Raw genomic sequence first — 22055 nt, forward strand, 5'->3', positions numbered from 1 at the left:
CACTTTTCTTGTTTTTTCAACATGCCTGTTTTTTTCAACGGCTTTGTTTTCTCAGCATGTATGATTTTTTCAACATAGATTACTTTTTCAGCATGGCCGATGGCTTAAATGACATCATGTTATTTTGTGCTGCACACCGCAATGTAGTTCAACTGGTGACGGTTACGGCGAAACGTGTGGAACATGTTGAAAAACATCGGCCGATTTTCTCTTTTCAGCGCATTTTTCAAAATCCGCGCAGCGCCAGACAAGCCTTCATCGTAAATCAGTCCCTTAGGCGTCAGCAGCGTCATCGCACCATGATCGCTTTTTACCTGACTAAAGCCACAATCGCTAAACAACGCGATCCACCCATCATGCAGCATAGGTTGCGCATGCACATTAATTGCCTTATGCATTTGTGCAACGGCATCCTGTGCGCCTTTGTCTTTTTCAGACAGCAGCATGATATCGTGTGTAATCAGACGTCCCCCCGGTTTCAACACGCGGTAATATTCTTCCACGATGCGACTTTTCGCTTTATCTGCATACATCGTCAGCATGGCTTCATTGATCACGACATCAAAATGATTATCCGGAAACGGCAGTTCCAGCGCATTAGCCTGCACAATGGTCACCCGCGAAGCCAGATTATTCGCAGCAACATTTTCCTGAGCCTTCTGCAAGGCCGCCTTATCCATATCTGCGCCGATAACCTGACACTCAAAGCGTTGAGCGATCTCCATCGCCGTTGTCGCCATATTACAGGCCACTTCCAGCACCAGGCTGTCCCGCGTAAATCCTGCCTGATTGATCAACCACTCTGTTGCTTTTCGTCCACCGGGGCGCAACCGCTTTTTACCCAATCGCGCTAAGAATTTATGCCCTGCTTCATGTTCACTCATACTCTCGTCTCCTCTGGATCACCGATAAATGTTAAACGTGGCTGAATCATTGAGACTTCAGTGTTTTAAGCATAATCAGCAGCATACGAGACGCCTGTGGCGCATCAACAGCATGCGGCACATTAGCCGGCATACGCACCAACGTCCCCGGCTGGGCGATAACGGGTTCACCACCTATCGTCAACATAAGCTCGCCTTCAAGCACCATCACCAGAGCATCATAGGGAGCACTGTGCTCACTTAGCCCTTGACCCTGATCAAACGCGAATAACGTCACGTTTCCACCATCCGTTCGCGCCAATACACGGCTGGCAATACCTTGTTCAGTTGGCGTAATCAGCGCGTTTAGCACTAAAGCCTGTGCCGCGGGGAGTGTATTTTCTTTCATCGTTTATCTCCTTCAGTTTGATTCAGCCGATAACGATTCCGCTTGCTGAATCTATGCAAGTGATTATTATTTTCATTTACTCTATTGATGGTAATTCTTGCCTTGCGGAGGGCAAATGACATTTGTCAAAAAGGCCTTGTTACCTGATGAATACGGTGATGTGCTATTTCAGCACCACTGGATGAAGGGAGAACCCGATGAAGTGATCCACGGGTTATTGGCGAAAAGTGAACGGATGTTTTTCACTCAGGACGATCTCCTGTTTCGTGAAGGGGATAACATGAGTCACTGCCTGTTAGTCGAAAACGGGATACTACAAGCTTTCCGCCACACTTTTGGGGGAGACGAGAAAATTTTTGGCCAGTTTCAGCGTGGTGAATTCGTCGCCATTGCCGCCGTTTTCATGGATCATGGACGCTTTCCTATGAATATTCGTGCATTAAGTGAAGGACAAGCGTTGATGATCCCCCGATATGAAATCCATCAATTCTGCCTGCAACGCCCGGCGCTAGCGCTGCGATTATTAAATTATCTGGGAAAAAAACTCTACTCGACCATCAATCAGATCGACTGGCTCACCTCCAGTTCCGCCGCCCAACGACTGGCTGATTATCTGCTGCGGCAACACCAGACGCAGAAAAGCCTTCATCTGGTTTTACCTGTCAATCGTGGGCAATTAGCGACCTCACTCGGTATTCGTGGTGAAACGCTGAGTCGATTAATGGCGGAATGGAAACGACAAGGCTATATCACTTATCGGGGGCATATGGTGGAATTGTGTGATATGGATTATTTGAAACAACTGGCAGCAGAAGCCAGACGCACGTTCTAAACCCCTGCGTCAATGCAAAGAGTAAAAAGGAGGAGGTATTGAGGAGGATGTGTTAGCACCAAAAAGACTTTCTCGATCATTTTGACATTTGTCATTCGGCAAACACACGTCTATCCGCTACGCTTAATAAATGAGAATACCTCTCATTATCTATAGGTGACGCGAGGGTAACGGCTATGCTGACAATTTTCCGACGATTCTTTGCGAAGACGCTCCCCCCTAACACGGAGCCGACAACAAAAGTAGACTCCCATGTTTATTGCAGCGAAAGTGAATTCTGCTTCTTTAATCACTCGGCAACCTTACCATTCGATCAGGTCAACGAGTGCCATAACAAGAATCCGCATTGGGGAAGCCAACGCGAATAACGGTACGCGTGACGTCATCAGAATTTGATACTTTTACGTCGCGTCAGCCAGGCACCAACAAATTCGGGTACAACCGTACTGGCTGGACCGTAAATTTTTTCATCAAACTGGCTTTCGACCTGACTCGGTTCCAGATTCAACTCAAGCGTATAAGCGCCATGCGCATGTGCTTCATGCACAAAGCCTGCCGCCGGATAAACATGTCCAGACGTACCAATCGCAATAAAATAATCCGCCTGTGACAGCGCCTGATAAATTTTGTCCATATACAGCGGCATTTCACCAAACCAGACAACATGCGGACGCAACGCGGCTGGAAACTGACAACAGTGGCAGCGTTCATCGGCAGAGAGATCGTCACTCCAGTCAAATACCTGACCGCTCTGGCAACAACGCACTTTCAACAACTCGCCATGCATATGAATGACTCGCTGACTGCCTGCTCGCTCGTGCAGGTTATCAATATTTTGAGTGATCAGTTGAAAGTTATCCCCCAGCATCGCCTCCAGATTAGCCAATGCCAGATGCGCCGCATTAGGCACAATCTCCGGCTGCTGAAGCTGTCGGCGCCGAGCATTGTAGAAAGCCTGCACCAACTGGGGATCGCGTTTAAAACCTTCAGGCGTGGCAACATCTTCGACGCGATGCTCTTCCCACAGGCCATCTGCGGCCCGAAAGGTACGAATTCCCGACTCAGCGGAAATACCTGCGCCGGTCAACACAACAACACGTGGTTTTTTCACTTCACTCGCCGCCAGATAATCTCGATGAAAGATACGAGCACGCAGGCGCTGCTGACGCATACGTTTCCCTTTATGAAAACGTCCTAACCGTTGGTGCGTATGCATATTTCTCCTGCTAGTTATCCATTAAGTGTAACAGAGCCGCACCACGAACGCCGCCAGCGTCGCCATAACGCGCTTTTTCTATCCGTGGCAATTTGGCAATCGGTAACAACCGCGAAGGTAGACGGGCAGGTAATATCTGATAAATTTCATCAAAATTTGATAATCCGCCCCCCAGTACCAGCAAATGCGGATCAAAAATAGTCAATAAATTTCCCAGACAGGCCGCCAGTAAATCCATGAAACGATCGACAAAAGCCAATGCCTTCTCTTCCCCGCCGCGATAGTGCCTGATGATGGTAACCGCAGGAAGGTTCTCTTGATAAAAATGTGAATACAGCCACTCGAATCCACGTCCGGAAATATAATTTTCGATACAACCAGACTGACCACAGCCGCACTTAACACGAGGAATATCCGTTCCAACAATATCCAGTGCGTCGATCGGCAATCGAAAATGGCCGAACTCACCCGTCATACCGTTATATCCGTCAATCGGACGCCCATTGGCAACGATGCCACCACCTACACCGGTACCCAATATCATCCCCAAAACAATGGGGTAAGCGCGGAACTCTGCATGCCAGGCTTCCGACAAGACAAAACAGTTGGCATCGTTATTAATACGAATTTCACGCTGCAACACGTGCCCCAAATCCGCACCCAGCGGGCGTCCCATCGTCGCTGGTAAATTAGCCGTAAACAGCTCGCCACGATCGCCTGAAGGCATCCCCGGCACGCCAATACCAACATGCCCCGCCGTCCCGCTCAATGCATCGGCTTCTTTAACCATCGAGACAAGCGTGTTGATTAACTCATCGTAATTATCACGTGGCGTGGGCACTCGCTTTTGCCACACTTTATTCAGTTCGGCATCAAACACGCCCAGTTCAATTTTTGTGCCACCCATGTCGAAACCGTAATACATAACTGCTCCTTAATGGATGATGAGACGCCGATGACGCCCTTCTACGCGGTGATAAAAGCTATTGCCCACTCAGCACTCTGGCCGGATCGATACGACTCGCCCGACGAGCCGGGTACCAGCTGGCGATCAGACTCAACACCAGTGCGGTTATCAACACACTGACAACATCCGTGATATGCAATTCCGATGGTAGAAAATCAATAAAATAAATATCGCCCGATAAAAAGCGATGTCCAATTAACGACTCAATACCACTGATAATGTTCGTCAATTGCAATGTCAGGATCACACCCGCAATCACACCGCTCACACTTCCCAGCAATCCTGCTAACAAGCCATACCAGACAAATATAGCGCGGATCAGACCATCCGGTGCACCCAGCGTCCGTAATACCGCAATATCACTGCTTTTATCTTTTACAGCCATCACCAGCGTAGAAACAATATTAAAACAGGCCACGCCGATCACCAGAACCATCGCCAGATACATGATGGTTCTGATCATCTGGATATCGCGATACATATAGCCATAACTACCGATCCAGCTACGAATCTTGACATAGGCATTGGTCACTTCTCCGGCATCGCGTACCAATTTATTAGCGGAAAACGCATCGTCCACTTTGATCGCGATACCCGTCACGCTGCTCCCCATATCCAGATATTGTTGCGCGTCGGCTAGCGGCACCAGAGCCAGACTGTGATCTAGCTGCCCGCTTAATTGTAAAACGCCGCTAACATGAAGGCGAATACGCTTAGGCTGCATCAGCCGCATTTCAGGATCGCTATTGGGGATCATCACGGTAACCCAATCCCCTTCTTTAACATTCAACGCGTTGGCGACACCCTGACCAATAATGACCTGCTGTTTGCCAGCCTGAAAATGCTGCCAGGCATTATTGGCGACAAACGACGGCAATGCACTCAGACGGCTCTCTTGCTGCGGATCGACACCATTAACCTGAATCGCTCGCAAGTTAGCCCCATTCTCCAACAACCCGGTAAAATGGATATACGGCGCGGCCGCGGCCACGCCCGGCACATCTTCTATTTTTGGCAACAGCGACTGCCATCCGTCAAAAGGCTGGTTAATCGGTTCGATTTCTCCATGAGGCACAACCGCCAGAATGCGGTTATTCAACTCCCGTTCGAAACCATTCATGGCACTCAGGCCGACGATCAATACCGCAACGCCCAGCGCGATACCGACGGTAGAAATGACTGAAATCAGCGAAACCATGCCACCACGACGACGGCCGCGGCTGAAACGCAGACCAATCCGCAAGGAAAGCGGAGGAAATGTCATTACCTCACTCCCATCAATGTCAGTTCCTGCTGTAACTGTCCATCCCGCATCTCTAGCTGGCGTCCCAACCGCCTTGCCAGTTGCAGATCATGCGTTACCACAAGAAACGCCGTTCCCTGCCTCACATTTAATTCGCCCAGCAATTCAAAAATCGTATCCGTGGTACGTTGATCAAGATTACCGGTAGGCTCATCCGCCAACACCAGTGACGGACTATTGACCAACGCTCTGGCTATGGCGACACGCTGACGTTCGCCACCAGACAGTTCCGATGATCGATGATGAACTCGCGCCTCCAACCCTACGGCAGCCAGCATTTCTCTGGCCTTATCCTGCGCCTGCGCGGTGGGAACATTGCCAATCAACAAGGGCATCGCCACATTTTCTAACGCGGTAAAATCTGGCAGTAAATGGTGAAACTGGTAAATAAACCCCAGTTCATGATTACGCAACTCAGATTTGGCTCCCGAAGATAGCTGATTCAGCGATTGTCCTTTAAAAATGACATCACCCGACGTTGGCGCATCCAACCCGCCTAGCAGATGCAGTAACGTACTTTTCCCCGATCCCGAACTTCCGACGATAGCCATCATCTCACCGCTGCGCATTTCAAAGGTCACATTTCGCAGCACATCCGTTGACAACTTTCCTTCCTGATAACGCTTACACAGGTTATTGCACTGCAATAACAGTAGATCATTCATAACGTAAAGCCTCTGCGGGGTGAACGGCGGCGGCGCGCCAGGATGGATAAAGTGTGGACAGCAATGCGATCAGCATGGCGCTTAAAACAATCACCACCACCTGAAACGGATCAATAGCAACCGGTAACGCCGCTCCACCCATCAGCAATCCTAACATTGGCATCAGCGTATTAAGTTGACTGGCGAATAGTACGCCCAATAACGCGCCCAGCAATGCCCCAACGACACCAGCACTTCCCCCCTGTACCATAAAAACGGCCATAATCTGGCGCTGTGTTAATCCTTGCGTTTGCAGAATCGCAACCTCGCCTTGTTTCTCCATCACCAGCAGCCCCAGTGAAGTAATAATATTGAACGCGGCAACGGCAATAATCAGGCTCAGCAGCAGACCCATCATATTTTTTTCCATCCGAACCGCTTGAAAAAGTTCACCTTTTCGTTCACGCCAGTCTTTCCATACTGTGCCGGTTGGCAATGTTTGGCGACTCAGCACATCCACCGTCAACGGTTTATCCAACCATAAACGCCAGCCGGTGATATTCCCTATGGGGTAACGCATCAAACGCGAGGCATCCTGCTGATTGACCAGCAGTTGATATCCATCGACTTCACTGTTCGACGCAAACGTCCCCGCGACCGTGAAAATACGCTGACTGGGAATGCGCCCCATCGGCGTCAGTTGACTTGCACTCGGTACCATCAAACGTAACTGATCGCCACGCCTCACCCCTAATTGAGAAGCCAGCAGTTCGCCTAAAATGGCCTGATATTCCCCCGGTTGCAGCGTTTGCTGTTTGACATTAACCAGATAGCGGGATAGCGGTTCATGTTCTTCCGGATCGATGCCCAGCATCACGCCGACAGAGACGCTACGGGCACTCTGTAGCACCACTTCTCCGGTCGTTAAGGGCAAAATTCGCTGTACGCCCGTGAGCGAACTCAGCGTGGAAGCCGGCATGGTTTGAGGATCGAGCGATCCCTGCGACGTGGTGACCAACGCCTGTGGCATCAGCCCCAGAATATTGTTCTCCAACTCGCGCTCAAACCCATTCATCACAGAAAGCACGGTGACCAGCGCCATTACGCCAAGCGTGATGCCAATCGCCGATAGCCAAGAGACAAACCGCCCGAAGCGGTCTGATGCGCGCCCACGCATATAGCGCAAGCCAATAAATAATGCGACAGGTTGATACATGAAATCCGTCTGGATAAGGTTGCTAAAGCAAAGTGAACAAGGATAATAAAGGGTAGTATCGCTTTATGGAACCCTAACACCCTCACTCTCCGGCTTTTTATTAGCGGGTACCGGGGTCGAGACCTGATAATCAGATTATGCCTGAACAATATCGTTATTCCTTGCCGCACAAAGCGGGTGAGCAACGCCTGCTAGGTCAGCTAACCGGCGCAGCCTGCGCCGTCGAGTGCGCCGAGATTGTTGAACGCCACCAGGGGCTGGTCGTTCTTATTACGCCTGATATGCAAAATGCACTGCGCTTACGCGATGAAATACAGCAATTTACCGAGCTCAGTGTCACGACCCTGCCCGATTGGGAAACGTTACCTTACGACAGTTTTTCTCCCCATCAGGAAATCATTTCAAACCGACTCGCGACGTTATACCAGCTTCCTCATATGACGCGAGGCGTTCTGGTGTTACCCGTCAACACGCTGATGCAGCGCGTATGCCCTCATGCATTCCTGCACGGCCATGCGCTCATGTTGAAAAAAGGGCAGCACTTATCACGCGATAAACTGCGTACCCAGCTAGAACAGGCCGGCTATCGCAGCGTGGATCAGGTCATGGAACATGGGGAATACGCAACCCGTGGAGCACTGCTGGACCTTTTCCCAATGGGAAGCGAAGAGCCCTATCGTATTGATTTTTTTGATGACGAAATCGATAGCCTGCGTTTGTTCGATGTCGATTCACAGCGAACGCTGAACGAAGTTCCCCTGATTGAATTGTTGCCTGCACACGAATTTCCCACCGATAAAAATGCCATCGAATGTTTTCGCAGCCAGTGGCGTGAACAATTTGAGGTACGGCGTGACGCTGAGCATATTTATCAACAGGTGAGTAAGAGTACCTGGCCGGCTGGGATCGAGTATTGGCAACCGCTATTTTTCAATCAGCCGCTACCCGCGCTGTTCAGCTATTTCCCTGAAAACACGTTGATTGTTAACAGCGGTGATCTACAGCAAGGTGCTGAACGTTTCTGGCAGGACATTGGACAGCGATTTGAGAGCCGTCGGGTTGATCCGATGCGACCGCTTTTGCCACCGGACTCACTGTGGTTGCGTGTCGATATGCTGTTTTCCGAGTTAAAAAACTGGCCGCGAGTACAGTTACGTACCGAGACCCTGCCGGAAAAAGCGTCACATGTGAATCTAGGCTATCTTCCCCTGCCAGATCTGGCGGTTCAGCCTCAGCAAAAAGCGCCACTGGACGCATTACGCCGTTTTATCGAACAATTTTTCAGCGAACAACATGAAGGGCAAATTATTTTTTCCGTTGAGAGTGAAGGCCGACGGGAAACGCTTCAGGAGTTGTTGGCGCGGATTAAGCTAAATCCCACCGCCATTGCAACCTTGGGGCAAGCTCAGCATCGCGGAACCAGTTTGGTTATCGGTGCCAGCGAGCATGGCTTTATTGATACGCTACGGCAGCGCGCATTCATCTGCGAAAGCGACCTCTTAGGCGAACGCATTAGCCGCCGTCGTCAAGATAATCGGCGTACCATCAACACCGATACCTTGATTCGCAATCTGGCAGAGCTTCGTCCGGGCCAGCCCGTTGTCCATCTTGAACACGGCGTGGGACGTTATGTTGGTTTGACGACGCTGGAAGCTGGTGGAATTCAGGCCGAATACCTGATCTTGACCTACGCCGGAGAAGATAAACTGTATGTCCCGGTATCATCGCTGCATCTCATTAGCCGTTATGCGGGTGGCGCGGATGAAAATGCGCCATTGCATAAACTGGGTGGTGACGCCTGGTCCCGCGCTCGTCAGAAAGCGGCGGAAAAAGTGCGCGATGTCGCCGCAGAGTTGCTGGATATTTATGCTCAGCGTGCGGTTAAAAGCGGTTTTGCCTTTAAGCATGACAAAGAACAATATCAGCTTTTCTGCGCGAGCTTCCCTTTTGAAACGACGCCCGATCAGGCGCAAGCCATTAATGCGGTGCTGAGCGACATGTGCCAACCGTTGGCCATGGATCGGCTGGTATGCGGCGACGTGGGATTTGGTAAAACCGAAGTGGCGATGCGCGCCGCGTTTCTGGCCATAGAGAATCATAAGCAGGTGGCGGTTCTGGTTCCTACCACGCTGCTGGCTCAGCAACATTATGATAATTTCCGCGACCGTTTTGCCAATTGGCCGGTAAAAATCGAAATGATCTCCCGTTTCCGTAGCGCTCGCGAACAAACACAGATTTTGTCAGAAACGCAGGAAGGCAAAGTCGATATTCTGATCGGAACACATAAGCTGCTGCAAAGTGACGTCAACTGGCACGATCTTGGGCTACTGATCGTCGATGAAGAACACCGTTTCGGTGTGCGTCATAAAGAACGTATCAAAGCAATGCGAGCAAATGTGGATATTCTGACGCTCACCGCCACACCGATTCCGCGCACGCTGAATATGGCCATGAGCGGCATGCGCGATCTCTCGATCATCGCAACGCCTCCCGCTCGCCGTCTGGCGGTAAAAACCTTTGTGCGTGAATACGATAATCTAGTGGTGCGCGAGGCTATTCTGCGTGAAGTGCTGCGCGGTGGTCAGGTTTATTATCTCTACAACGATGTGGAGAATATCGAAAAAGCCGCCCAGCGATTGGCAGAACTGGTGCCAGAAGCGCGTATCACCATTGGTCATGGGCAAATGCGTGAACGCGATCTGGAACGAGTGATGAATGATTTCCACCATCAACGTTTCAACGTGCTGGTTTGCACCACCATTATCGAAACTGGGATTGATATCCCCAGTGCCAATACCATCATTATCGAACGTGCCGATCATTTCGGACTCGCACAGCTACACCAACTTCGTGGCCGCGTTGGGCGTTCATACCATCAGGCCTATGCCTATCTGCTGACCCCCAATCCCAAGGCCATGAGTACCGATGCACACAAGCGTCTGGAAGCGATTGCATCGTTGGAAGATCTCGGCGCAGGTTTTGCACTGGCAACTCACGATTTAGAAATTCGTGGGGCAGGCGAATTACTGGGTGAAGATCAGAGTGGACAAATGACCAGCGTCGGTTTCTCTCTGTATATGGAACTGCTGGAAAGTGCCGTTGATGCGTTGAAAGCAGGACGTGAGCCTTCATTGGAAGACTTGGTCAATAGCCAGACTGACGTTGAACTACGTTTACCTGCCCTGCTACCTGACGATTTCATCCCCGACGTGAATACCCGTTTATCCTTTTACAAACGAATTGCCAGTGCAAAAAACACCGGTGAACTGGATGAACTGAAAGTCGAACTGATTGATCGTTTCGGCAAGCTACCCGATGCGACACGTCACCTGTTGCAGATCGCCGTATTACGACAGCAGGCACAATCGCTGGGCATCAAGCGTATTGAAGGTAACGAAAAAGGCGGGTTTATCGAGTTTAGCGATAAAAATCGCGTCGATCCTTCTCATTTGATTGGCTTGTTACAACGTGATCCCAAAACTTATCGGCTGGATGGCCCGGCACGTCTGAAATTTATTGCAGATCTCAGCGCCCGACCACAACGTATTGAGTTTATCGGATTGTTATTGACCAACATGGCCCAACACACGCTCGCCGCCTGATACCGGAGAGCATCGTTTCGCTATGACAAAGTAAGACGAGTCCAGTGAAATAGACGATGATCAGTGGCTACCTGACACGGTAGCCAAATCTAATACGACTTATCTTCTTTACATGTCCTGCGATAACACAGTAAAGTCGCCAGCCTTTTTCGTGGCATGGGATCATCAGGATGTTTATAGGCTTTGACTACGGCACTGCAAATTGTTCTGTCGCAGTAATGAATGCAGGCACACCACAACTCCTACCATTGGAAAACCAATCGCCTTATCTGTCTTCCCTACTTTGCGCCCCCACGCGAGAAGCAGTCAGCGAGTGGCTGTGGCGCCATCATCAGGTCAATGCTGAAGGTGAAACAGCGCAACTGCTAAAACGTGCTATTGGCTATAATCGCGATGAAGATATTCATGTACATCTCGATAGCGTAAAGTTTGGGCAGGCGGCGCTACACCAATATATCAATGACCCGGAAGATACCTGGTTTGTCAAATCCCCCAAATCCTTCCTTGGTGCCGTTGGCCTAAAGCCTCAGCAAATTGCGCTATTTGAAGATCTGGTCTGTGCCATGATGCAGCATATTCGCCAACAGGCAGAACAATGCGTTGGAAAATCCATTCGGCAAGCGGTGATTGGTCGTCCAATCAATTTCCAAAGTACCGGGGGAGAAGAAGCCAATCAACAGGCTCAAGGTATACTCGATCGCGCGGCCCATCGTGCCGGATTTGAACACATCGAGTTCCAATTTGAGCCCGTTGCCGCCGGACTAGACTTCGAATCCACATTGCATAAAGAAACGCGGGTGCTGGTGGTGGATATCGGCGGTGGGACGACCGATTGTTCAATGTTACTGATGGGACCATTATGGCACCAGAAGCATGACCGTAGCCAAAGTCTGTTAGGACATAGCGGCTGCCGGGTTGGCGGTAACGATCTTGATATTATGCTCGCATTTAAACAGTTAATGCCGCTGCTGGGAATGAATGGCGAAACCGAAAAAGGCATTGCACTGCCCATGATGACATGGTGGAACGCGGTAGCAATTAACGATATTCCAGCACAGACCGAATTCTACAGCACGGCATGTCGCACGTTGATTAATGAAATGATTCGGGATGCCCGACATCCAGAACAAATCAAACATTTGTTAACCGTCTGGCAACAACGATTAAGCTATCGGCTGGTACAACAGGCTGAAGAATGCAAGATCACGCTCTCTGACTCGCCGGAAACCATGGCTGATTTGCATTTCATTGCGCCAAATCTCACCACTGCAATAACCACTGATGAGTTGAATACGGCGATCAGTCCACCGTTACTGCGTATTCAGCAGCAAATCACACAGGCACTCGAGTCCAGCCAAACGCAACCCGATGTCATCTACCTAACAGGCGGTAGTGCCCGTTCCCCTATGTTAAAACAGGCGATATCTCAGTTGTTACCCACGATCCCCATTGCCAGTGGTGACGATTTCGGCTCCGTTACCGCCGGGTTAGCACGCTGGGCCGCGATCATGTTCAGAGCATGATCCCTCTTTCTTCTTCGCGCATAGAAAGCAGAAAGCCGCGAGAAACACATTCTGGTTTCTCGCGGCTCGATTAAACAGTGTCAGCGCAAAGGAAATCAGCCGAAGCGACTAACTTTGTTGATTGAGAATAAGTTGACCGTTTCTGTCTACCGGAATCTGTGTTCCGGGATCGCGATCCATACGGATTTTACCTTGTTGATCACCAATTTTATAAGTCACATCGTAGCCTAACAGCTTTTGTGACTTGTCATATACCGTCTGACACCGCTGCTGCGTTGTCGTGTAAGTATCATTGTCCTGCATACTGCCCTGAACCTGGTTGCCGGCATAGCCACCCGCTAACGCCCCTGCAACCGTCGCAACATCTTTCCCTCTGCCGCCACCGAATTGGTGACCCAGCACACCACCTGCCACCGCCCCCAACACCGAACCTGCAATTTTATGCTCATCCTGAACGGGACGACGGTGCGTGACGTTAACATTACGACATTCCTGGCGAGGCGTTTTCACCGTTTCTTTAATAGGTGTTGCCGTCAATACCTGAGCGTACTGTGGTTTAGGTGAGAACACATCCATACTTGCCACTGCCGCCACGCCCAATGCTGCCGCGACACCAATACCTACACCCGCTAACATTGACTTGTTCACAGGATACCTCCCGAATATATTTCCGCGCATTCCCCACCAGCGACCCCGTATAAAGCTGACTCAACTTTATTACCCCTCGCGTGACACGCGATGAATCCGGTGGTTCCTCCTGAATACCTTTTATTCAGGATTTGCGACGTGCGCGCGACGCCGTCTATAAACAGTGAGAAGTCTGCACAATGTTTATTAGCCCCGCAATAAGACTCATTAACCAAAAATGTCACTTTAGTAACATAAAACCATCATTTGGGAATTATCTTAACGGGAATCGATAATAAGACGATATTTTATTCTGAGAGGTAATGCTGACGTTTTGATTCAAAACCGCCTGCTGATGCAGGCGGTTGGTAAGCTTAGTGCAGTTTAAGGCGTGGACGGATAACCCGATTGATGCCGCCAACCAGCATCATCAAACCTGTTTTCACATAGCCATGCAAGGCAATCTGATGCATACGGTACAGAGAGATGTAAACAAAACGTGCAATTCGCCCTTCCACCATAACCGAACCGCGCATCAGGTTTCCCATCAAACTTCCGACCGTACTGAATTTGGACAGTGACACCAGTGAACCATGATCTTTATACACATAAGACTTCAACGGCTGTCCATTCAGCAGAGCCAATATATTGCCATGGCAACGGGAAGCCATCTGGTGCGCCGCCTGCGCTCTTGGAGGGACAAAACCGCCGCCTTCCTGAGGACAAGAAGCACAATCGCCAATGGCGAAAACATTAGGATCTCGCGTTGTCTGTAGTGTCGGTTCAACCACAAGCTGATTGATCCGATTCGTTTCCAGACCAGCAATCTCCTTCATGGCATCAGGCGCTTTAATTCCGGCGGCCCACACCATCAGGTCAGCCTCAATAAACTCACCGTCTTTCGTATTTAAACCACCGGGTTCCGCGCTGGTCACCATTGTCTTGGTCAGCACACGAACACCGATATTCGTTAGTTCCTGATGTGCCGCCGCTGAAATACGCGGAGGTAACGCAGGCAAGATACGTTCTCCAGCTTCAACCAGTGTGACATTCAACGTCTCCTGATCCAGACCGTCGAACCCATAGCTATGCAACTGCTTCACAGCATTGTGTAATTCGGCCGAGAGTTCCACACCCGTTGCGCCGCCACCAACGATAGCAATGTTCACACGTCCTTTTTCATCGGTATTCGCGGTGAACTTCAGGAACAGATTCAGCATTTCATTGTGGAAACGTCGGGCCTGCTTGGGGTTGTCCAGAAAAATACAGTGATCTTTTACGCCCGGCGTACCAAAATCGTTCGACGTGCTTCCTAAAGCGACCACTAAAATGTCATAAGGTATTTTGCGTGCAGCCACCAGCAATTCACCCTGTTCATCCAGGATTTCTGCCAGTTGAATGTGTTTTTGCTCACGATCGATATCAGTCAGCATACCCAATTGGAATTGAAAGAAGTGATTCCGGGCATGTGCCAAATAACTTAGCGCATCCATATCATCATCTAACGATCCGGTTGCCACCTCGTGTAACAACGGTTTCCACAGATGACTATGATTACGATCGACCAGCGTGATTTCCGCTTTTTTCTTACGGCCTAATTTGTGCCCCAAACTGGTTGCCAGTTCAAGTCCACCGGCTCCCCCGCCGACAATAACAATTTTCTTGGTTGGCGATGTCAAAATGACCCCCTAAAATGTGAACCAATAGTTAATAAAGGGTAAAAATAATATCCTTATATTACATAGGGTTCCTGTCAGTTAAACTCAATATCTGCTGAAAGAATAACACGATGGGTCATTTGGTCATACCAAAATTGATATATATCAATTTATTTTCAGGATGGAACTTACACCTGAAAAATTTCATTTTTATTTCAGTAAATTAGCAAGGTGGTATGGCGATTTGATAGGAAAGGGAGAAAAACCAGAACGGCAATTCCCCTCGTTAAAGCATAAAGGCGATATGCTGGTTCAAACATTCAGCCCAGCGTTTTAAACGCTTTCATCCGCTGTAGGTGCGGAGAAATACTCTTGAATTTATGGGTCTGAACATCATCCCACACGATCTCGTAGTAATTATCCAATTCCTGCGCACTACGTTGGCTATTCAGTATTTCATCCTGACGGGATAGGATCACCAGACAACGATCGCGGTTTTTCTCACGAAAATTTGCCACACACTTAGTGGCAATATCCAGGTACTCCTCTGGACGATCAATTTTTCCGTCCATATTTTCTTGTGGAAACAGATTAGGATTGAATATCACCTGTCGTACATCACATAAGAATCCGACACGCTCAGCCCAAAAACCACCAAGACCGACACCGCAAATCAATGGCCGATCATCGTTGCCATGTTGGATCATTTTATCGACCTGCTTCAGCAAATGCTGCATGTCATGACGGGGATGCCGGGTGCTGTAGCTGATTAATCGCACATCCTCATCAATAAACTGTAGCTGCAACACTTTTTCATGGTTACCAGGGCTGGTCGAGTCAAAACCATGTAAATAGATAATCATCGCTAACCTCACCACTGTTCTATCAATCGGTTATCAGGCAGATTTATACGCCTGCCAGCGTTCACTGAGCAGGGTCAGCGCCTGATTAGCCTGTTTCCAACGCGGCGAATCCAGCAGTTGCCTGCGTGAAAATTTCCCTTGATGATATAAGCAGGACAATTGTTCCGCCTTGATCGGGGACAGCTTGTCTAATACGCTTACTGCCCCTTCCCGGTTATTGCACACCAGAATCATGTCACATCCCGCATTCAGGGAAGCCTGAGCACGATCGGGATAATTCCCCATCACCGCCGCCCCTTCCATCGAAAGATCATCAGAAAAAATGATACCGTTAAAATTCAGCGATTGCCGCAACACATGCTTTAGCCAGAACGGTGAACCACTGGCTGGAAGCGGATCAACTTCAGTATAAATCACATGCGCTGGCATGATGGCATCCAGTTGCTGTTGCTGGATCAACTGGCTGAAAACAGACATATCATGTTCGCGAATTGTTTCCAGCGGACGCGGATCGCGCGGTGTTTCTTTGTGCGAATCGGCACTGACCGCACCATGACCAGGAAAATGCTTACCCGTCACTTTCATTCCGGCTTCGTGCATACCGCGAATAAAGCGTTGTGCAACGATCAGGGCTTTTTGCGGCTCGGCATGAAAAGCACGTTCACCAATGGCAGCACTTTGATGACCAATATCCAATACGGGCGCAAAACTAATATCGATATCCATCGATATCATCTCTGCCGCCATCAACCACCCAGCCTCTTCTGCTAACCGCTGCGCCTCCGCATCGTCATTTAACGCAGCAAAAGCCTGAGCCGCAGGTAAACGCGTAAATCCTTCACGAAAACGCTGAACACGTCCCCCTTCCTGATCAACGGCCACAATTAGCCGAGTACGTGACGCCACTCGAATCTGACGGACTAACTCACGCAACTGTTCTGCATCATGGAAATTACGGGTAAATAAAATCACGCCACCAACCAACGGATGCGCTAATACTTCGCGATCTTCTGCATCCAGCTCATAGCTGGCGACATCTAACATTACCGGACCCACACAAACCTCATTCTTCACTGTTTGTTATGCCAATCTGACCACATAACGTTCATTAATCATATTAAGAGCCTATCCCAGTAGGCGTTATTGGTGCAGCCAGTTTGGACACGGACAGCGCGGAGAAACCGGAGCGTACACGTAGTACGTGAGGATTTCGAGCACTGCCCAGGTTCAAAATGGCAAATAAAATAGCCCTAATGGGATAGGCTCTAAGTCTGCTCTGGGAATTAATTCACCCCTAGCTGGCGACGTAACGATGGGATAACCTCTAAAAATCTGTCTTGCTTCGTTTGTTGCCAACGCACTTCAAACCACATCAACACCAGATAGTCCACCCAAGGTAGCCATTGCACCACATGCTGATACAACCGTTCCGATGATAAACCGGGGCGGTGTTGTTGATACGTGGCTAAAAAAGCCTTTTGCGCGGGTATATCCATCTGATTTGCTCGAAAAATAAATGCCATTTCAAACGCAATATCGCCATCCGATGCATATTCCCAGTCAATAAGCATCATTCCCTCATCGGTTATCAGCAGATTTTCTGCATGGACATCCAGATGTAGTGGTGCATAGGCTAATGACGCCGGTAATGACTCATGCTGAAAATGCTGATACAACCGCAACAATGCTGGTGAGCGTCGCTTAACATCCATTTGTTGCCAGTGGCGAGCAAACAACTTTCGCAGATCGAGCGGGTAACCGCTGCACGGTTGTTGATGGATAGTAGATAAACATCCTGCTAATGCACCATTGGTCACCAACGTAGAAAATTCATCGGCGTTAGTAATACGGCCAGGAACCCATTCGATAATCAACCAGTCGCGCTGCCACAACAGCGGACGGGGTGCCAATCCAGCAGCAGCCATCTGGCGTAGCAGGTGAAATTCTCGCTGACGATCGGTTCCAGCCTGATATCCTAATGGCGATTGCGGACGAGCCAGCCACGTTATTTCTGGTCCCGTGATACGCCAACTTTCACTACTCAGCCCACTAACAGGCTCGAAATGAAAACCGGCGGTATCAACCGCCGGAAAATATTGACGAACGAGGGCAGTCAGTTGTTGTTTAGTGTTTAACGTTGCCATTACCCGACCAGACAATTTCGCCAGTCTGCACCAGCATCAATTGCATATCGATTACAGGGGATTTCACATCGCCACTGATATCGCTATACAACACATATTGCGCACTCACATAACGAGCCAACCCAATCGCCTTGCTACGCGACCCCAAACTGTCATCAACCGATAACCCTAACGTTTGCTTAGCCATCGCCAATTGTTCGCGTGGCACCAGAGTAAACGTATTACTGGATGACAAGGCGCTATATAACGCATTATTGGCTTTCGCCGTTTGCAACGACCCGTTCGTGTTATTCTTTACACTATCCAGCAGCAGGATGCTCCCTTGCGTAACGCCATCAGCTTTCAGCATCTGCGCCACCAGAGGATCAATACTGGCTTCCCAATTCAGCGTTTGAATTTTCGGCGGTGGCGGAACTTGTTCCCCCGGTGGAGGGGTAACCGGAACCTGAGGTTCTACCGGTTCAATCGTTGCAGGCGGTTCAACGGGTTCAGGTGGACGGCTTGGACACCCTGTCAATACCAGCACGGCCAGCGCCACGCCTAGATACTTTTTCATATTTCCTCTCTCAACACACCATTACAAAAATAGATGAAGGCGAACCTGGCGCACATCAGGATTGCTGCGCGTTGAAAAAATCCTCATTTCTGTCTGGGGCTGGAGTTCAAGAACTTGCACGTCGTCATACGGTAAGATATCCAACCCATTATCGTCATACCAGTAGAAGCGGTACTGCACGGTGACGGAGTGGTTGCTATTGTTACTGACAACAGAAGACGCTCGACGTTTACCATTATCAGCATCAAGAGACGGATTTCCTGCCGTTACCCCAGCCGATAACAACGGCGCATCCAATACCAACGTTTGCCGTTCATTAATGGTAAGCACTTTTGGTGTGCTGCATGCCGCCAAGATACTGGCGATCACGAGAACGGATAAACATTGCATCCTGGGAATACGCATCAAAAGCTCCATCAATCCGCAAGCAACGGCCCCAAGGCATGTCCACCCAGCAGGTGCATATGAATATGATAAACCTCCTGCCCACCATGACGATTACAGTTAATGATCAAACGATAACCGTCCTCGGCAATCCCTTCCTGTCGCGCGATTTTTCCCGCGACCGTGATCATTCGCCCCAGCGCGGCTTCATGCTCTGCGGTGGTTTCATTGACCGTCGGGATCAATACATTGGGAACAATCAAAATATGAGTCGGTGTGCGAGGTGCAATATCACGAAAAGCAGTAACCAGTTCATCCTGATAGACGATATCAGCAGGAATTTCCCGGCGGATAATCTTACTAAAAATGGTTTCTTCAGCCATGTTGATTTCCTTTTTTAAACAGACATAACCCTGAGTCATATTGGCAGTATGAGTGACCTACTCTATTTCTTTCAACCCTCTTCATCTATTTATGATGCAGATGGTTAAAATACGACACACTGTTACCGTGGTTTGAACAACACGACGTTGCCAGGATCTGAAACCTGCCTCTTGGTCTATCCCACGCTATACCTCAAATTACTTATGCGTTGGCACTACCGGCACACTCCCTGAACCTCGCGCTGACGCAAGCATACGGCAGATCCACGTAAAAAAGGGGCTTTCGCCCCTTTCAATGCTCCCCATAAAACCGAATCAGTGATGACGAATATAGTCATCCATATCCGTTTTCAAGTTATCGGATTTCGTACCGAAAATAGCCTGAACACCAGAACCCGCCACCACGACCCCGGCCGCTCCAAGCTTCTTCAGACTCACCTGATCAACTTTCGACACGTCACCGACGCTAACACGCAAGCGAGTGATGCAGGCATCAAGATTAGTAATATTCTCTTTGCCACCGAAAGCCGTCACAAGGGCTGCCGCCATCTCTGAACTATTCTGCGCGGTATGCTCAGACGTTGACTCTTCACGACCCGGCGTTTTCAAATTAAGTTTGGCAATCAGAACACGGAAAAGCGTGTAGTAAACCAGCGCGTAGCACAGACCAATAATCGGGAACAACCACAGATTGCTGCCGTTACCGCTCAGTACCACAAAATCGATCAGACCGTGTGAGAAGCTTGTGCCATCGCGCATCCCCAACAAAATACAGATCGGAAAAGCTAAGCCTGCCAGAATCGCATGAATAACATACAAAATTGGTGCAACAAACAGGAAGGAGAACTCAATAGGCTCAGTGATCCCCGTCAGGAACGAAGTCAATGCGGCGGAGAGCATGATGCCGCCCACTTTTGCCCGATTTTCCGGTTTTGCTGAGTGCCAAATAGCAATCGCCGCAGCTGGCAGACCGTACATCTTGAATAAGAAGCCACCAGACAATTTACCCGCCGTCGGATCACCTGCCATGTAACGTGGGATATCACCGTGGAACACCTGACCCGCAGCATTCGTGAACTCGCCGATCTGCATCTGGAAAGGAACGTTCCAGATGTGGTGCAAACCAAACGGAACCAGAGAACGCTCTACCACACCGTATAAACCAAACGCCAGAACCGGATTCTGGTAAGCAGCCCAATGGGAGAAAGTCTGGATCGCGGTGCCAACTGGAGGCCATACAAACGAGAGAACTAACCCCGTCGCGATCGCCGTCAAGCCAGAAATGATCGGCACAAAGCGTTTACCGGCAAAGAAGCCTAAATACTCGGGCAGTTGAATACGGTAGAAACGGTTGAACATATAGGCGGCAATCGCACCAGCAATAATCCCACCCAATACGCCGGTATCCGCCAAATGCTTCTCGGCAATTTCTGCCGCGGGTAGATTCAAAACCAGCGGCGCAATCGCTGCCATCGTTTTTACCATGATGCCATACGCCACCACAGCCGCCAGTGCAGAGACACCGTCATTATTGGTAAATCCTAGCGCCACGCCGATAGCAAAAATCAACGGCATATTGGCAAACACAGAGTCACCAGCCTGCGCCATGACGCTAGAGACAATTTCAGGCAACCAGCTAAAATTGGCCGATCCAACCCCCAGTAAAATACCTGCGATGGGCAATACGGATACGGGCAGCATTAGCGACTTACCTACTTTTTGCAGGTTTGCGAATGCATTCTTGAACATAATTGAGAGTGCTCCTGAGTAATAGTGCTTATATTTCTGATACTTCGTATTAGCAAAGGTGGGGAGAATGTACCTTCACATTTCGGGGTGTCTTAGCCCCCTTTAATTTTTACGCAGAGTAAAATAAATACATCTGGTAATGTTTGATAGCTATCACGTTTCGATGAGACGGCAAGTAAAATTTGCGCATAATATAAATAAATTTGTGATATATGGCTAAAAACAGCCCTTCCTGACGAGGGAATACCAAGTCAGGAGGTCATTTAACAATCATTAATTACACGGCGAAAAAAAATAGCACAACCCACTACGAGGAAAGCGCTGACCATCGTACAGGATCGAGGTGAAACAAGCGGGTGAAATTATCCGTCGTGGCCGCTGCCAATTCATCCAGCGTCGTTCCTTTCAAGACAGATAAGTATTCCGCTATATCACGCACATAAGCTGGTTGGTTTTCCTGTCCACGGTAAGGGACAGGCGCCAACCAAGGAGAGTCCGTTTCGATTAACATTCGATCCAACGGAACATAGCGTGCAACATCGCGTAATTCTTCCGCAGTGCGAAACGTGACGATGCCGGAAAAAGAAATATAAAACCCCATATCCAACAGCGTTCTGGCCGTCGCCAGATCTTCGGTAAAACAATGTAGTACACCACCACATTTTTCCACCTGCTCTTCTTTCAGAATAGCAAGTGTGTCTTCTCGTGCCGCGCGTGTATGCACAATGACCGGTTTATTGAGCTCATTGCCAATACGGATGTGCTCGCGAAAAGAAGCCTGCTGCTGCACCTTCGTCTCTGCCTGATAATAATAATCCAGACCGGTTTCCCCCAAAGCGACCACCCGGGGCTCAGCGGCTAGCTGGCGCAGTTCAGCATAATCGTAGGGCTCACTTTGATTTAATGGATGAACGCCGCAGGAGAATGCCACATTATCCCGTTCGCCGATCTGTTCCGCCATTGCCAGATAACCCGGTAGCGTAGTCGCAACCGCCAGAACAAAGCTAACGCCACGACAAGATGCTTTGTCGAGAACATCAGAAACGTCTTTATGCAATGACTGATAATCCAGTCCGTCAAGATGGCAATGGGAATCAACTAACAACATGATATTTA

At 49.4% G+C, this 22055-nt stretch carries 20 protein-coding genes; 3 read left to right on the top strand and 17 right to left on the bottom strand.

Features of this window, described 5'->3' with window-relative positions; genetic code table 11:
* Positions 1-119: 119 nt before the first annotated feature.
* A complete protein-coding gene (locus tag ACKPVM_RS03885; RefSeq protein WP_409307063.1) occupies positions 120-884 on the bottom strand; it encodes a class I SAM-dependent methyltransferase in 765 nt (254 codons plus the stop codon).
* Positions 885-930: 46 nt separating this feature from the next.
* Positions 931-1272: a cupin domain-containing protein gene (locus ACKPVM_RS03890; RefSeq protein ID WP_409307065.1), complete on the bottom strand. Its 342-nt coding sequence runs from the start codon at positions 1270-1272 to the stop codon at positions 931-933.
* A 115-nt stretch (positions 1273-1387) separates the two neighbouring features.
* Here ACKPVM_RS03890 and ACKPVM_RS03895 point away from each other — a divergent pair, with 115 nt between their 5' ends.
* Positions 1388-2104 carry a Crp/Fnr family transcriptional regulator gene (locus ACKPVM_RS03895; RefSeq protein ID WP_409307067.1) on the top strand — a complete coding sequence of 239 codons (717 nt, stop codon included), beginning with the start codon at positions 1388-1390 and terminating at the stop codon, positions 2102-2104.
* Between the two features lie 385 nt (positions 2105-2489).
* Here ACKPVM_RS03895 and cobB read toward each other — a convergent pair whose 3' ends face one another.
* From cobB to lolC, 5 genes are read right to left on the bottom strand one after another with little or no spacing between them, the layout of a single operon-like run.
* A complete protein-coding gene (gene cobB, locus ACKPVM_RS03900; RefSeq protein WP_409307069.1) occupies positions 2490-3320 on the bottom strand; it encodes a Sir2 family NAD+-dependent deacetylase in 831 nt (276 codons plus the stop codon).
* A 10-nt stretch (positions 3321-3330) separates the two neighbouring features.
* Positions 3331-4245 (bottom strand): N-acetylglucosamine kinase, encoded by a 915-nt coding sequence (gene nagK / locus ACKPVM_RS03905; protein WP_409307071.1) that lies wholly within the window; start codon positions 4243-4245, stop codon positions 3331-3333.
* A gap of 58 nt (positions 4246-4303) precedes the next feature.
* Positions 4304-5551 carry a lipoprotein-releasing ABC transporter permease subunit LolE gene (gene lolE, locus ACKPVM_RS03910; protein ID WP_409307073.1) on the bottom strand — a complete coding sequence of 416 codons (1248 nt, stop codon included), beginning with the start codon at positions 5549-5551 and terminating at the stop codon, positions 4304-4306.
* Positions 5551-6255, bottom strand: a complete 705-nt coding sequence (gene lolD / locus ACKPVM_RS03915) for a lipoprotein-releasing ABC transporter ATP-binding protein LolD (RefSeq protein WP_409307075.1) — start codon at positions 6253-6255, stop codon at positions 5551-5553. Before lolD ends, lolE begins: the two co-directional genes overlap by 1 nt.
* Positions 6248-7450, bottom strand: coding sequence for a lipoprotein-releasing ABC transporter permease subunit LolC (gene lolC, locus ACKPVM_RS03920; protein WP_409307077.1), 1203 nt, complete (start codon positions 7448-7450; stop codon positions 6248-6250). Before lolC ends, lolD begins: the two co-directional genes overlap by 8 nt.
* A 137-nt stretch (positions 7451-7587) precedes the next feature.
* Between lolC and mfd the strand changes: the two genes are divergently transcribed.
* Entirely contained in the window at positions 7588-11052 is a 3465-nt protein-coding gene (mfd, locus tag ACKPVM_RS03925; protein ID WP_409307079.1) for a transcription-repair coupling factor, read from the top strand.
* A gap of 170 nt (positions 11053-11222) precedes the next feature.
* On the top strand, positions 11223-12575 hold the full coding sequence (gene yegD, locus ACKPVM_RS03930) for a molecular chaperone (protein WP_409307081.1): 1353 nt from the start codon (positions 11223-11225) through the stop codon (positions 12573-12575).
* A gap of 108 nt (positions 12576-12683) precedes the next feature.
* Here the strand turns inward: yegD and ACKPVM_RS03935 are convergent, their stop codons facing one another.
* The 10 genes from ACKPVM_RS03935 to ACKPVM_RS03980 form a co-directional block, all read right to left on the bottom strand.
* The gene (locus ACKPVM_RS03935; protein WP_409307083.1) at positions 12684-13223 is read right to left on the bottom strand and encodes a glycine zipper 2TM domain-containing protein; all 540 of its coding nucleotides are present in this window, start codon (positions 13221-13223) and stop codon (positions 12684-12686) included.
* A gap of 353 nt (positions 13224-13576) precedes the next feature.
* Positions 13577-14881, bottom strand: a complete 1305-nt coding sequence (locus ACKPVM_RS03940) for an NAD(P)/FAD-dependent oxidoreductase (RefSeq protein WP_409307085.1) — start codon at positions 14879-14881, stop codon at positions 13577-13579.
* Positions 14882-15180: 299 nt separating this feature from the next.
* Entirely contained in the window at positions 15181-15723 is a 543-nt protein-coding gene (ycfP, locus tag ACKPVM_RS03945; RefSeq protein ID WP_409307087.1) for an alpha/beta hydrolase YcfP, read from the bottom strand.
* A gap of 33 nt (positions 15724-15756) precedes the next feature.
* Positions 15757-16779, bottom strand: a complete 1023-nt coding sequence (gene nagZ / locus ACKPVM_RS03950; protein ID WP_409307089.1) for a beta-N-acetylhexosaminidase — start codon at positions 16777-16779, stop codon at positions 15757-15759.
* Positions 16780-17006: 227 nt separating this feature from the next.
* Complete coding sequence (gene thiK / locus ACKPVM_RS03955) at positions 17007-17867, bottom strand: thiamine kinase (RefSeq protein WP_409307091.1); 861 nt, start codon at positions 17865-17867, stop codon at positions 17007-17009.
* The gene (lpoB, locus tag ACKPVM_RS03960; RefSeq protein WP_409307093.1) at positions 17848-18423 is read right to left on the bottom strand and encodes a penicillin-binding protein activator LpoB; all 576 of its coding nucleotides are present in this window, start codon (positions 18421-18423) and stop codon (positions 17848-17850) included. Before lpoB ends, thiK begins: the two co-directional genes overlap by 20 nt.
* A 21-nt stretch (positions 18424-18444) precedes the next feature.
* Positions 18445-18828, bottom strand: coding sequence for a YcfL family putative periplasmic lipoprotein (locus tag ACKPVM_RS03965; RefSeq protein WP_409307095.1), 384 nt, complete (start codon positions 18826-18828; stop codon positions 18445-18447).
* Between the two features lie 11 nt (positions 18829-18839).
* Positions 18840-19190 carry a purine nucleoside phosphoramidase gene (gene hinT, locus ACKPVM_RS03970; protein WP_409307097.1) on the bottom strand — a complete coding sequence of 117 codons (351 nt, stop codon included), beginning with the start codon at positions 19188-19190 and terminating at the stop codon, positions 18840-18842.
* Between the two features lie 315 nt (positions 19191-19505).
* Positions 19506-20939 (bottom strand): PTS glucose transporter subunit IIBC, encoded by a 1434-nt coding sequence (ptsG, locus tag ACKPVM_RS03975; RefSeq protein ID WP_409307099.1) that lies wholly within the window; start codon positions 20937-20939, stop codon positions 19506-19508.
* Between the two features lie 307 nt (positions 20940-21246).
* Positions 21247-22047: a metal-dependent hydrolase gene (locus tag ACKPVM_RS03980; protein WP_409307101.1), complete on the bottom strand. Its 801-nt coding sequence runs from the start codon at positions 22045-22047 to the stop codon at positions 21247-21249.
* Between the last annotated feature and the right edge of the window lie 8 nt (positions 22048-22055).

It is taken from the genome of Pectobacterium hainanensis (genome assembly GCF_046237015.1).
Lineage (GTDB): Bacteria > Pseudomonadota > Gammaproteobacteria > Enterobacterales > Enterobacteriaceae > JBJYIN01.